The organism is Clostridium paridis (assembly GCF_016765615.1).
GTDB classification, from domain to species: Bacteria; Bacillota; Clostridia; order Clostridiales; family Clostridiaceae; genus Clostridium_T; species Clostridium_T paridis.
The window spans coordinates 195,628-209,753 of record NZ_JAESWA010000027.1 but is presented as its reverse complement, the minus strand read 5'-3'; the positions used below and the strand labels follow the sequence as shown (position 1 = coordinate 209,753).

Sequence of the window (14,126 nt, the reverse complement as noted above, 5' to 3'; positions counted from 1 at the left end):
ATTTAACATAATGAATTTAAGGAGGATTGTATTTCTATTATTATAAATTTTTAATACTATCTAGAAGTATATCTGTATCCTTTTTAAACTTAATCAACTGTTCTATATTCATATTAATTGATTTTAAAATACATTCTGGTATAGTTAGTGCCTGTTCTTTAAGCTCTTTTCCCTTTTCAGTAATATTCACGCAAAGTATTCTTTCATCTTCACTTGAACGCTGCCTTTTTAACAGCTCCATCGCCTCTAATCTTTTAAGTAATGGTGTCAGAGTTCCTGAATCTAGATATAATCTGTTGCTCAACTCCTTAAGAGTTATATTTTCCTTCTCCCATAGTACTAGCATTACTAAATATTGAGGATAAGTTATTCCTAACTTATCTAAAAAAGGTCTATATATCTTTGTTATCGCTCTTGATGTTGCATATATTGAAAAACATAGTTGATTTTCTAGCTTTAATCCATCTTCAAAATTCATCTTATACATCTCCTGTATTTCTAATTTATAATACTTCATATCTTATTATAAATTAAAAATATAATTTCACAAAGTATTATTTTATAAAATTTAATTGCACACAATTTAATTTGTGCTATAATATATTCAATAACACAATTAATAGGAGGATTTAATATGTCAATTTATGATTTTTCAGCCAAATCAATAACTGGTAAGGAGATTTCCTTAAGTGAATACAAAGGAAAGGTTCTTCTTATAGTAAACACTGCAAGCAAATGTGGTTTTACTCCTCAGTATAAGGACCTAGAAGCCATATATAAAAAATTAGGTAATGACAAATTTGAAATTCTTGGATTCCCTTGTAATCAATTTGCAAAACAAGAACCAGGAACTAGTGATGATATTAAAAATTTTTGTGAAATTAATTATGGAGTAACTTTTCCATTATTTGAAAAAGTAGATGTAAAAGGTCCAACAGCTCATGAAGTATTTAGATATTTAACTACTGAAAAGCCTGGTATACTAGGGGGCGAAATCAAATGGAATTTCACAAAATTTCTTATAGATAAAAATGGTAACGTAGTAGATAGATTTGCACCAACTACTTCACCATCAAAAATAGAAAAAGATATTATAAAATTAATGGAGGCTTAATATTATGTCAATTTATGATTTTTCAGCAAAGAATATAAATGGAGAAGATGTTTCTCTAAGAAAATATGAAGGCAAGGTTTTACTTATTGTAAATACTGCAAGCAAATGTGGTTTTACTCCTCAATATAAGGACTTAGAAGTTTTATATAAAAAACTAGGAAATGAGAGATTTGAGATTCTTGGATTCCCTTGCGATCAGTTTGCTAACCAAGAGCCTGGAACTAGTGAAGATATCAAAAACTTCTGTGAAATCAACTATGGTGTTACCTTCCCAATATTCGAAAAAATAGATGTGAACGGTGAGAATGCTCATGATTTATTTAAGTTCCTTAAGTCAGAAGCTCCCTTTAAAGGGATTGATGATAGTACTACTACAGGAAAATTTCTAAGAGCATTTCTTTCAGAAAAATATCCTGAAACACTTTTGGGAGACTCAATAAAGTGGAATTTCACAAAATTTTTAGTTAATAAGGCCGGTGAAGTTGTTAACCGCTTTGAATCTACTATCGAACCTTCTGATATTGAGCCATATATAACTTCTCTTTTATAATTTAACTTATACTAAATAAATTACTTAAGATGCTTATTCAAAGGCTAAAAGCATTTTAAGTAATTTTTATTATCTAATTAATTTTTTATAATAATACGTTGACAAGCATTACCATGCCATGATATTATTATATATTTGCTTGAAACATATTAAAGTGATATAATTAATATATTAATTGGTTATATTGGAGGTGAATTATATGTTTCAAATCGGTGATAGAGTTATCTACCCAATGCAGGGGGCTGGTATAATTCAAGGCATAGAAGATAAAGAAGTTTCTGGTACCCCAGAGAAGTATTTCATAATAAACATACTTAGTAATAAAATGCAGGTAATGGTGCCATTAAGCAAAGCGCCAAATACCGGTATACGACTTGTTAGTGATGAAAATATGCTAAAAGATGTCTTGATTAACTTTAAAACAAAAAAGTTATTTACTAGTCAAGAGCTTAGCTATAGAGAAAGATATCACATTAATATGGCCAAGGTTAAAACAGGGAAAATAATGGAGGGATCTGAAGTTGTCCATGACTTAATGCTGCTAGGAGAAAATAAACCATTAAACAGTAGCGAAAAACAACTTCTCCTCACTGCAAAGAAAATATTGATAAGTGAAATCTCCATAATCAAAGGCATATCCGAATCAAACGCAGAAGATTTGTTATCATCTAACTTTTCTTAGTTAATTAATTTAAGGTAACCAAAAAGATTAATTTCTTATATACATATTTATATAAGTGTTAATCGCTTAGTTACCTTTTTTTATATCTTTAAATCTATTTTCTCTTATTTTGTTAAGTACAAGTATAACAATTTTATTGTATTTTCAAAAGCATCGTAGTGTGTTCTCTCCATTCCGTGAGATGCGTGTACTCCCGGTCCTATAAGTGCTCCTCTTATGTCGTTCCCACCTTTAAGCGCAGCTCCAACGTCTGATCCATACATAGGATAAATGTCTACCGCATACTCTACTTTATTAGTTTTTGCTAAATTTATTAAGTCTGTTACCATATTATAATCATATGGTCCACCTGAGTCCTTAGCGCATATTGATACCTGATATTCAGTACAACTTAAATCTTCTCCTATACACCCCATATCAACAGCTATCATTTCAGTTATATCACTAGGTATATAGGATGATCCATGCCCTACCTCTTCATATGTTGAAATAAATATTTTTGTTGTATATGTTGGAATAATCTTTTCTCTACTAAAAAACTCCAACAATCCTATTAAACAGGAAACGCTACCTTTATCATCAATAAATCTTGATTTTACAAATCCACTATTAGTTATTGTTGTTTTAGGATCTATAAAAACGAAGTCCCCAGCACATATGCCCAATTTCTGAACATCCTCTTTATTGGTTACCCTTTCATCTAATCTTATTTCCATGTTTTCATCATCACGTTTCTTAGTTGAACTATCCTTATAAACATGTGCTGCTGGACTAGTACTTAAAAATGTCCCCGTATAGATCTTTCCTTCTCTAGTCCTAACTTTACAATACTCACTATCAAGTGTTGGAACTATAGGTCCACCAACCAAAGTAAATTTAAGTGTCCCATTCGATGTAATAGACCTAACCATCGCACCTAATGTATCTACATGTGCTGATAATCCCACTACTTTATCACTAGATTTACCTGGAATAGTGATTATTCCACATCCTTTATTTGTAGTCTCAAAAGAATAATTGAATTCTTTCGCATATTCTTCTATTTTCTTCATAATTTCAAAGCAAAAACCACTAGGACTATCAAATTCTAATATTTCTTTTGCAGTTTTTAATAGAAACTCTTTATTTATTTTTATATCCATCTTTACCTCCTGAAACTTTCTCAATATAATAGCCATTACATATAATTATACTGCAATGGCTATTAATTTTTATTTATTTTTTCTAATTTCTTTTTGTATTTTCTTTAATGCTTTCTTGGAACCTCTTTCTATATCCCGTTCTAACTTTCTCTCTTTATAGCACCTAAATAAACTATCCATATCGTAATCTTCAGGGTACAGCTCCTTAGCTTTAAGTTCTAGTTTTATTCTCTTATCATTTACCTCAATAAAGCTGCCTTTGTATAGAACCACTAAGTTATTTAGTTTATCTGCCGTCTTATATACTATTCCATAATCATTTTTTTCAAGCAGTAAAACCTTATCCCCTACTTCATAAGTTTCCTGCTTAATCTCTGATGGTTCTTCAACCATAGTGTACTTCTTAACTTTGCTATCTCTCACTAAGCTATAGTTATAATTCTTATTTTCTATATAGCTTTGTGCTCTTTCAATTACAGAATCACTTATTCCCATCTTTCTAGATATCCAGAATGCATTGCTATCACCTGATTTACCTATAACTAGCTTATATAAAGGTTCTAATGTTTCATTTTCAAATTGCATAGCTGCATTTTCAAAATCTTGATGGCCCTCTGAGAAGTTTTTTATTTCTCCATAGTGAGTAGTTGCTAGTGTTATACATCCGCTATGGTAAAACTCTTCTAAAACAGCAATGGCTATTGCTGCTCCTTCATTCGGCTCTGTTCCACTCCCTATCTCATCGCAAATTATTAACGTAGATCTATTACAACCATTTATCATTGACGCTAGATTCTTAATATGAGAAGAGAAGGTACTTAGTGAGTTCTCTATACTTTGATTATCACCAATATCAACAAAGATTTTTTCAAACACTGCTATTTCTGTTCCTTCTTCAGCCGGAATATGAAATCCAGCTTGAGTTGCAAGAGTTAATAACCCTAAGTTTTTTAGAACTACTGTCTTGCCTCCAGCATTTGGACCTGTAATAATAAGTGTTCTATAATCTTTACCAACACTTATATCAAGTGGTACTACCCTTCCCTCAAGTAATGGATGTTTACCTTTAATAATATTTATATATCCATAATCATTTAGTTTTGGTTTTATGCCACATATTGCTCTACTATACTTAGCTTTCGCAAATATCATGTCATATTCAGAAATAACCTCAATATTTATTTTAATTTGTTTTAAACTTTCAAATATCATTCCAGTTATAGTTGCCAAAACCTTATATTCTTCTATGGATTCTTGAGCCTTTAATTCCATTAATTCAGATGTATTTTTAGAAACAGAACTAGGCTCTATAAATACTGTTGATCCTTTTGATGAAACTTCTATTATAGTCCCATCTACATGGTTTTTATATGCTGCCTTTATAGGTATGGTAAACCTATCATTCCTTTTGCTTATAAAAAAGTCTTGTATATAATTCTTATAAGCACTATTTTTTAAAAACTTATTTAGAGTTTCTTGTATTCTTCCTTCAACAATATCAATAGACTTCCTTATTTTTTTCAGCTCTTTAGTTGCATTTGAATCCACTCTATTTCCTTTAATTGAATATTCTATTTCTTCTTCTATATATCTTAATTCAGTGATATTATCTCCATAAGAACTTAATGTAGGGGCATAAAATTCTTTACCCTTCATATATTCTTTTATTTTTCTACATCCTCTTAAAAAATTGCAAAAAACCCCTAAGTCTTCTGGCTCTAATACAGCTCCTTTTTCAATGGCTGTTATTAAATTATCTATATTGAATATACCATCTAAAGGTACATAATTACTTGAACCTAATAATTCTCTGCCTTCACTTGTTTCACTTAACCTTTTTTCAACTACCTTTATATTCGTGCTAGGCATAAGCTTATCAATTAGTTTTTTCCCAAGTCCACTAACGCAGTAGGATTTTACAATCTCCTTTAATTCCTCAAATTGAAGTTTTTCCAATGTATTATTATTCATTCATCTCTCTCCTTACATAGAATATATCATTCTATGAAGACACAACGAAAAAAAGATTTCATTAGTAAATTCCGAAAGTTATCATAACCCTCTATTATTAAATAAAAAAAGCTATGGATACACCATAGCTAAAAATATGCAAACTTATTAAATGATAGACTTTTCCTATCATATTAAATGAGTACTTATGGCTCTGTATCTTCATAGATTCTCTAAATAAACCCATAGCAAATAAAGGTATACTATACCATCATTTAAAAATTTATTTAGAAATATAAAATTAATCTATTTAGATACTACCCCGCTCACAAAAGCACCTCTTTCCTTGGTTCTAATGAAATCTACAATGTTAATATATAATACTCGTTCTTTATTGTCAATTATCAAAATCTTTAATTAACTTATAAACTTAGTATATTTTACACAAACTATCATTGATACGGTTTATAAGTCTTTATTTTGGGAGGTAATCATGAATAGAAAGAATCTACAACTTTTCTTTGGATTTTTTGTTATTATATCAATGTTATTTATAAGCTGCACTAATAAAAAATCAGAAATTCCTACCAAACCTACTTCTAATATTTATTTTCAAGATTATGCAAAAATGTTTTCTTCAGATACTAAGGATTATATATTAAGGACTTCTGAAGAAATTAAAAATAAAACTACAGCTGAAATTGCAGTGGTAACAATTAATTCATTAGCCAATACCACAATAGAGGACTACGCTAATTCTCTTTTTAGACAATGGGGAATAGGAAATAAAGAAAAAAATAATGGTGTCTTAATATTAATCTCAAAAAATGATCGGAAGTTTAGGGTTGAAGTGGGTTATGGATTGGAAGGAATCTTACCAGATGCAAAAACAGGTACATATTTGAGAGAATTATCAAGCTTTTTTAAAGCTGGAGAATACGATAAAGGCATAATAACTCTATATAACAGAATACTTACGAACATTGGACAGGAGTACAACATAGATGTAAGTAACTATACCAATAATAATCCACTACCAAGCTCTAACGCTGATGTAGATACTTCCACAAATATTCAAAATACATCCTCTTTATTTAGAGGAATCCTTCCCTTATTCTCAATTATATTATTTATAATTGTTATTCGTTTGTTTGGCGGTGGAGGTCCTAGAGGAAGAAATGGTGGAAGATATTATGGTGGTTTTTGGGGTGGCTATTATGGAGGTGGTGGTCCATTCGGAGGTTCTGGAGGTTCTGGAGGTTCTGGAGGTTCTTCCGGAGGCTTCGGCGGCGGTTCCTCTGGTGGAGGAGGTTCCTCTGGTGGCTGGTAAGAATATAAACTTAAGGAGGTAAAAAATGAAAAAGATCTCTTCATTATTAATACCCATAATAATTATTATAGCTGTAATCGCCATATTAGGTGGAACATATATAACTAGCTATAATAAGTTAATATCAAAGGATCAAAAAGTGGCTTCAAACTTTAGCCAAGTAGATAATCAGCTTCAAAGAAGAAATGATTTAATTCCAAATCTTGTAGAAACAGTGAAGGGTTATACAAGTCATGAAGAAAAGGTATTTACTGATATTGCTAATGCCAGAATGAAAATTGCTGGAACTTCCTCTCCTGCAATGAAGGCTCAAGGAGATGCTGAGTTAACTACTGCTCTAAGAAGTCTTAATGTTATAGTAGAAAATTATCCTGTTTTAAAAGCAAATGAAAACTTTATGAGACTTCAAGATGAGTTAGCTGGCACTGAAAATAGAATAGCTGTTGCAAGAAAAGATTATAACGATTCTGTCCAGGATTTTAACAGCTATAAAAAAAGATTTTTTGTTAATATGTTTTTCGGATCAAAATATCCAGACAAAGAATATTTCAAGGCTACCCAAGGGGCAACTGAAGTTCCTAAGGTTACATTTTAAAAAAAGTCCCCAAAATGTATAAGACATTTTGGGGACTTTTTTATATATCTTGTTAATATCTAATTCCACTCCAGTATATATTATCTTTAACAATAGCCTTTTCTCCAAGTTCAACATCTTTAAATGCCCACTTTTTGTATTCTTCAAAGCCAGTTCTATCAATAATATATCCTATATGCTCTTTTCCACCAGGAGCTTCCTTATCAATATACTCAGTAACATAGTCATAAGTATTTAAAATAATTTTTCTTATGCTAGATTCATCTGCCCAGATAATAAAATCTTCTGCTAATCTAGGATTTTTCTTACCTGATCTTCCCATGATAGCTAATCTATAATACTTTTCTTCACTTCTAGTCCAAGCACCTGTTGGGCATTTTCCTACGCATTCCCCACAGCCTATACATTTATCGTGATCTCTAACAACTTTAAAGTTTTCAAATTTTAATGCACCAGTTGCTCTTTTTTTGCAGTTATTTACACAAGCTTGACAACCTATGCATCTATAAGCATCATACTGTGGCTCTGTCATGCCTATAATACCAAAATCATGCATCCTTACCTTCATGCAATCATTAGGACAACCTGTTAAAGCTATCTTAAAGTGTAAGTCATTAGGGAAAATATCTTTTTCTATTCTTTGAGCAAATCCAGATGTATCATAATTAGCAAAAGGGCACACTCTATTACCTATGCATGCAGATACATTTCTAGTTCCCGCTGCAGTATATCCTTCTCCTGGTACTTCTTGATTAATTTCTAGTCCTTCTATAATAGGTTGAAGCAATCTATTAACTTCAGGTATATCCTTCATATCTATGTCTGGTACTTCAAAACCTTGTCTAGTAGTTAAATGTACTGTCCCATTACCATACTTATCAGCAATTTCTTGAATTAGACTTAAATATTCTGCTTTTAAATGTCCTCCAGGAACTCTTATTCTTGAGGCTGTCATTCCTCTTTTCTTTGTAACTCTAAAAGCATTTTTTTTGAGAGCCTTAGTATTTATATCCACTTCTATTCCCCCTAATCCCTTAATAGCTTTCCTTTTGTATAATTGAACACAGGCCCATCTATACATACATAAGTATCATCTATTTTGCAGTGTCCGCATTTTCCAACGCCACAACACATCTTTCTTTCTTGTGAAATCCATATATTTTCTTCTTTTAACCCTAATTTCAAAAATTCTGCTACTGCAAATTTCATCATAATAGGAGGACCAACAACGATAACTTGAAGTGAATTCATATCTTCAACTTTAACTTCTGGTATATACTTTGTAACAAGTCCTACATTCCCTTTATAATCTTCATCCGCTCCATCTACAGTTAATACTATATCTATTGTTTTTTCCCACACACTTAAATCTTCTTTAAATAGAATATCTTTTGGAGATTTAAATCCAGTAATTAAAGTTACCTTTTTTATTTCTTCTCTATTCTTTGCAAAATGATCTATAACCCCTCTAACTGGAGATAAACCTGTTCCACCTGCTACTACGATAAGTTCTTTTCCCTTATAAATTTCTGTATCAAAACCGTTCCCATAAGGTCCTCTCATAAATAAGTTTTGACCTACATGGTAGTTGAATATCTCATTAGTTACAACTCCAACCCTTCTTATAGTTAGTTCTACATAACCCTCCCCAATTCCTGAAACAGAGATAGGCGCTTCCCCGTATTTAGGAAGAGATAATTCAAAAAACTGCCCTGGTTTAACTTCACCTTGGAAAGATAATCTAAAAGTATATTCAATATCAGTATGTTGCTTTATATCTAATATTTCAGTTCTAAATGGCATATATACATTACTCATTTTTATTCACCTCGTCCATTGCAGTTTCTAATTTATTTACACAGTTTGAGAAGGAAATATATTCTGGACAGATATCATCACATCTACCACAACCTACACACATATGATATCCCCATCTCTTTTTATAATCATATACTTTGTGTAGAACTTTAAATCTCATTCTTTGTCCTTTGTCTAATCTAAAGCTATGTCCTCCAGCCATATTTGTATATCCATCTACATGACAAGAAGCCCAAACTCTTCTTCTTTCTCCTGCTTTTGCATTATCCTTATAGAAAATATCCTGTGTGGTAAAGCATGTACAAGTAGGACAAACAAAATTACATCTTCCACAAGCTATGCATCTAGCTGAATACTCTTTCCATACTTCTGAATCCATAACCTTAATATCTAAGTTATCAGGAATATTCACAGATACTTCGTTTTTGTCCACAAAATCAGGTGATATATCCACAGTTTCTCTCTCTAAATCACCTATATACGCTTCTAATTGTGAATCCTTTACATCAAAGTAAACCATATTTCCATCTAGTTTTACATAAGCATCTTGTTCGTCTGTTTTATTTGTTCCCATGCTTACACAAAAACAATTATCAAAGCTACTTTCACATCCAATAAGTATAAACTTTGCTTTTTCTCTTAACTTCTTATAGTATGGATCTTCTACTCCATTTTTCAAATATATATCATCTATCCTCTTAACAGAGTGAATATCACAACTTCTTAAGAAAATTAGTGCTCCTTTTTCCTCTTCCTTTGGCTCAATCCACTGATCCTCAGTAAAATAGAACAAAGTTTGAGTTATAGGTAGTAGTGTTTCCTTATAAGAAAATGCTGACTTTTGATTGAATTCTACTTCCTCAATATCTGATATTTCTCCATATCTAACTATGTCTGTATCCGAAAAGGTTCCTTTTCCTGTTAGAATTTTTGGAGCAAATATCTTATAATCCTTAGAATATCTCTCTAATAACAAATTAAAGTTTTCAACAGTTAATTTAAACCCCATGACTTACACCTCTTAATATTTTTTTATGCAGAATATCTTATTTATCTTTTGAAATAAGGTAATATGGTATTGCTAAAAATAAAGCGCCTCCAATAAAATTACCTAATGTTACAAATCCTATATTATATATAAAACCACCTATACTAACTGCAGCAGTATGAGGTATAAATAAACTAATAGATAGTAATGTCATATTTGCGATACTGTGCTCAAATCCAGAAGTTATAAATGCAAAAAGACACCAAAAAATCATAATAAGCTTACCAGTTTCTTCTTTCATTCTGTAAGTACACCAAACTGCAAGGCAAACTAATATGTTACAAAATATCCCTCTAGTTATTAGTTCATGAATAGGTAGTCCCATCTTTGTCGCTGCAGTCTTAACAATAAATTCTCCTACTGCTGCTTTACCTAACCCTGTAGCATAATAAAGATATCCTCCTAATACTGAACCAATTAGATTTCCAACAAAACTAAAAATCCAAATTTTAATTGCATCTAAAACTGAAGTTTTTCCTTTTAATATTCCAACAGTCATTACAAAATTGTTTCCTGTAAACAGTTCTGAGCCAGCAAAAATTACTAAGCTAAGTGCTACACCAAAACCTAATCCCATAACAATCTTAGTTGCTGGAGAATTTCCAGATGATAATAATCCTCCGATTGTAAATATAAGCATTATTCCTAATCCTACATACAACCCAGCAAACATTGCCGACAGCAAGTATCCAAACTTATTCTTGTTTAGTAAGCCTATCTTTGCTTTTGCAGCTTCACTTACTTTGTTAATTTCTTCACTAAACATGACAACAACTCCTCCTCTTTTCTATAAATTTATTATAAAATAACCCTAAAACAAAGGACTGTGATAATAATCACAGTCCTTTAAAATATTTCAAAAGCTTTTCTTTATTAATAATGAATATCTTCTTATCTCTCATTTCTATTAAACTCAATTCTTCTAGTTGTTTTAAAGCTCTCGATATAGTTTCTCTCTGACTTCCGAACATATCTGCTAGATATGTTACAGTTATCCTCATATCTATAAGAGACCCTTCATCATAATCTACTCCGTAGTCCTTACATAGTTTCCATAGCTTTGCAGCCACTCTTTTTTCAATTTTTAGAGGTGTTGTATTCTTTAATTGCCTATATAATCTTCTGACTTTTATTGTCAAAGAATTAACTATTATTTTAGTTAATTCAAAATCTCTACTCATAATATCAAGTAGTTCTGATTTTTTTATAGCTATAAGCTCTCCTGCTTCAAAAGCCTCACAATTAATAGATGCTGCAAGATTATCTAGAATAACATCATTTAATATTTTCCCAGTACCTAATATATATATTATTTTCTTATTAGAGTTTTCTCCAAGCTTATATAAAGAAAACTTTCCACTTAAAACTATGTATACTGTATCAACTTTTTCTTTATCTCTAAAAACATGGGAATTCTTTTCAACGCTTGTTACAACTATATTCTTTACTAAAGCATCTAATGTTTCTTTTTTTAGAGTTTTAAAAACTTCTTGTGCTTTTAACTCATCTATAGTAATTTTCCTCATATTGTATCTCCAATTATTTTATTTTACATAATAATTTTACCACAAAATAAAGTTATTGAAATTTATAAGTTATCTTTTAAATTAATAATGTAGCAAGCTCCTTCATTAACATTATTCTTAGCAACTATAGTTCCCCCATGTCTTAAAATGATACTTTTAGTTATTGCTAACCCTAATCCATAGTTTCCACCTTTACCTTTATAGAATCTGTCAAATATATTATCTATGTCCTTACTGTCAAATCCAGGACCATCATCTTTAACTAAAATCTCAATATTCGACTCATTCTTGTTCAATTGAACATATATATTCTTCTTAGCATACCTAAGACAATTGCCAAATATGTTTAACATTGCTCGTGTAAGTTTATCCTCATCTGCCATAATCATTACATTGCCCAAATTTGAAGAAAGACTAATTGTTTTACCCTCTTTAACTGCAATCCCATTTATTCTATCTATACAAGTTCTAATTATTTCTTCAATATTTACTGCTTCAAACTTGAATTCCTCCTGCATAGCATCAATTTTTGATAGGTATAGTAAATTTTCAACTAATTCTGATAATCTTTTGCTTTCATCTATAATTATTTCAATCGCCTTATCTTGCTCATCTACTACACCATATTTTATTCCCTCAGCGTACCCTTGTATTGACATAAGCGGAGTTCTAAGCTCATGTGATGCGTTTTGCATAAAAGTTTTCATGGTGTCATCGTAAGCTGCTAATTTTTTTGTCATAAGCTCCATACTATCTACTAGCTTACCAATCTCATCATCATTTTGCTTTTTAAATTTAACATTATATTCTCTATCTCCAATTTTTTTTGCATAATTCACTAATTCATATATTGGTTTTGATATCTTTTCTGAAACATTACTAGAAATAACTGATGCAATTACTGCCGCAGCAAGTAATATTAAAAACAACATAATATTAACAACCATAGTAAGACTTCTACTTTTAGCTAAATCTGAATATACAATAAGATATCCACCTTTATTTCCCTTCAAGTTTAAGTTAAATGCTCCTAAAATATATCTATTTCCTGATATTTTGAAATTAATTGTAGTGTTATTATTAAGACCGGATAATGTAATTCTTCTATTTACAACTTTCATTAAATTTTTTTCTATAAAATTATATTCTTGTTTATTTTCATTTGGCGGATATATAATATCTTCATTTTTTCCTAATAACACATAGTTTATATCTAAAAGTGCTTGGGATTGTTTTATTGTTTTATTCATTTGAATTAAACTCTTATTAAATTCATTAGAATTTTTATATTTTTCAGTTACATCTATTCCGCTTTTATTTTCTTCTTCTATCGTCTTAGCAAGCATTTGTCCTGATGTAATAATTTGTGATTTAATTTCTCTCCTTACGTATAAACTAAGGCAGACATCAAAAATTATCATTGTGAGTAAAAGTGCAACCCCTACAATAATAATATGGGATAAAAATATTCTTTTCTGTATTGATGTTTTATATTTTCTCTTCATATCATTTCCTTCTTGTTACTTATTAGCTATTATAAAACCAAATCCCCAAAGTGTATCTATCTTTAAGTCTGATCCTACATTTAATAGTTTTTTTCTTATTCTTTTTATCATATCATCTGTCGCCCTTGTATCTACTTCACTATCAAAGCCCCATATCTTATTTAGTAATTCTTCTCTGCTTACGCCCTTATTTATATTTTTAGATAAATATAATAGTAAATTAAATTCCATTGAGGTTAGTTTTAAATCTTGACCCTTACAAAGAGCATATCTACCCTCTGTAAATATCTCAACATCAGAAATATTTATTATTGACTTGCTTTCTTTATTAGTTCTCTCCAGTTCCATTCTCCTAAAAATACTCTTAACTCTTAATACTAATTCTACTGGACTAAATGGTTTAGTCATATAATCATCACTTCCAAGCATTAGTCCTGCTATTTTATCTGATTCACTATCCTTTGCAGAAATAATAATTATAGGGACTGTACTCTCTTTTCTTATTTCAGAGCATAGAGCAAGGCCATCAATACCAGGCATCATTACATCAATTATAAGCATATCTGCTTGATTTTGTTTAAATTGATCTAAAAGACTTTTTCCATCAGAGAAGGTCTCAACATCATAACCTTCTTTTTTTAAAAACATTCTTATTATCTCTTGTATCTTAACTTCATCATCAGCGATATATATTAGTCTATTATCCATAAATTTACCACCTTATATTTTAGTTTGATTATAGCATACCAACTTTTTTATTCACATATCCACGCTAATTCTGCCTTAATTTTGCCACAATTTTTCGGAGATTCAGCCTAAGGTTACTTGGTAAACTATATTTGTAAGCAATAAATTAAATAACTTTT

15 protein-coding genes are annotated in these 14,126 nt (G+C 30.4%); 5 read left to right on the top strand and 10 right to left on the bottom strand.

All coding sequences use genetic code 11. From position 1 onward, the window contains the following. Positions 1-40 precede the first annotated feature (40 nt). Positions 41-517 (bottom strand): MarR family winged helix-turn-helix transcriptional regulator, encoded by a 477-nt coding sequence (locus tag JK634_RS18565; protein WP_420839051.1) that lies wholly within the window; start codon positions 515-517, stop codon positions 41-43. Between the two features lie 117 nt (positions 518-634). Between JK634_RS18565 and JK634_RS18560 the strand changes: the two genes are divergently transcribed. From JK634_RS18560 to JK634_RS18550, 3 genes are all read left to right on the top strand, one after another. Further along, positions 635-1,114, top strand: a complete 480-nt coding sequence (locus JK634_RS18560; protein WP_202769237.1) for a glutathione peroxidase — start codon at positions 635-637, stop codon at positions 1,112-1,114. A 4-nt stretch (positions 1,115-1,118) separates the two neighbouring features. Beyond that, positions 1,119-1,664, top strand: coding sequence for a glutathione peroxidase (locus JK634_RS18555; RefSeq protein WP_202769236.1), 546 nt, complete (start codon positions 1,119-1,121; stop codon positions 1,662-1,664). 199 nt (positions 1,665-1,863) lie between these two features. Then, complete coding sequence (locus JK634_RS18550; protein ID WP_202769235.1) at positions 1,864-2,346, top strand: CarD family transcriptional regulator; 483 nt, start codon at positions 1,864-1,866, stop codon at positions 2,344-2,346. A gap of 104 nt (positions 2,347-2,450) precedes the next feature. On the opposite strand, the gene JK634_RS18545 is transcribed toward JK634_RS18550, so the two are convergent. Together JK634_RS18545 and JK634_RS18540 are read right to left on the bottom strand one after the other, a co-directional pair. Next, complete coding sequence (locus JK634_RS18545) at positions 2,451-3,488, bottom strand: M42 family metallopeptidase (RefSeq protein ID WP_202769234.1); 1,038 nt, start codon at positions 3,486-3,488, stop codon at positions 2,451-2,453. Positions 3,489-3,557: 69 nt separating this feature from the next. Continuing rightward, positions 3,558-5,459, bottom strand: a complete 1,902-nt coding sequence (locus JK634_RS18540; RefSeq protein ID WP_202769233.1) for an endonuclease MutS2 — start codon at positions 5,457-5,459, stop codon at positions 3,558-3,560. A 472-nt stretch (positions 5,460-5,931) separates the two neighbouring features. On the opposite strand from JK634_RS18540, the gene JK634_RS18535 reads away from it, so the two are divergent. Continuing rightward, a complete protein-coding gene (locus tag JK634_RS18535) occupies positions 5,932-6,768 on the top strand; it encodes a TPM domain-containing protein (RefSeq protein WP_202769232.1) in 837 nt (278 codons plus the stop codon). A 25-nt stretch (positions 6,769-6,793) separates the two neighbouring features. Beyond that, complete coding sequence (locus JK634_RS18530; protein ID WP_202769231.1) at positions 6,794-7,363, top strand: LemA family protein; 570 nt, start codon at positions 6,794-6,796, stop codon at positions 7,361-7,363. Positions 7,364-7,415: 52 nt separating this feature from the next. Here the strand turns inward: JK634_RS18530 and asrC are convergent, their stop codons facing one another. The 7 genes from asrC to JK634_RS18495 all read right to left on the bottom strand — a co-directional run bounded on the left by asrC (position 7,416) and on the right by JK634_RS18495 (position 13,968). After that, positions 7,416-8,378: a sulfite reductase subunit C gene (gene asrC, locus JK634_RS18525; RefSeq protein ID WP_202769230.1), complete on the bottom strand. Its 963-nt coding sequence runs from the start codon at positions 8,376-8,378 to the stop codon at positions 7,416-7,418. 11 nt (positions 8,379-8,389) lie between these two features. After that, positions 8,390-9,181: an anaerobic sulfite reductase subunit AsrB gene (asrB, locus tag JK634_RS18520; protein WP_202769226.1), complete on the bottom strand. Its 792-nt coding sequence runs from the start codon at positions 9,179-9,181 to the stop codon at positions 8,390-8,392. Next, complete coding sequence (asrA, locus tag JK634_RS18515; protein ID WP_202769220.1) at positions 9,174-10,190, bottom strand: anaerobic sulfite reductase subunit AsrA; 1,017 nt, start codon at positions 10,188-10,190, stop codon at positions 9,174-9,176. Before asrA ends, asrB begins: the two co-directional genes overlap by 8 nt. 37 nt (positions 10,191-10,227) lie before the next feature. Next, a complete protein-coding gene (locus tag JK634_RS18510) occupies positions 10,228-10,995 on the bottom strand; it encodes a formate/nitrite transporter family protein (RefSeq protein WP_202769214.1) in 768 nt (255 codons plus the stop codon). A gap of 70 nt (positions 10,996-11,065) precedes the next feature. Continuing rightward, positions 11,066-11,755 carry a Crp/Fnr family transcriptional regulator gene (locus JK634_RS18505; RefSeq protein WP_202769212.1) on the bottom strand — a complete coding sequence of 230 codons (690 nt, stop codon included), beginning with the start codon at positions 11,753-11,755 and terminating at the stop codon, positions 11,066-11,068. Between the two features lie 62 nt (positions 11,756-11,817). After that, positions 11,818-13,260: a HAMP domain-containing sensor histidine kinase gene (locus JK634_RS18500; protein ID WP_202769211.1), complete on the bottom strand. Its 1,443-nt coding sequence runs from the start codon at positions 13,258-13,260 to the stop codon at positions 11,818-11,820. A 15-nt stretch (positions 13,261-13,275) separates the two neighbouring features. Beyond that, positions 13,276-13,968, bottom strand: coding sequence for a response regulator transcription factor (locus JK634_RS18495; RefSeq protein ID WP_202769210.1), 693 nt, complete (start codon positions 13,966-13,968; stop codon positions 13,276-13,278). Between the last annotated feature and the right edge of the window lie 158 nt (positions 13,969-14,126).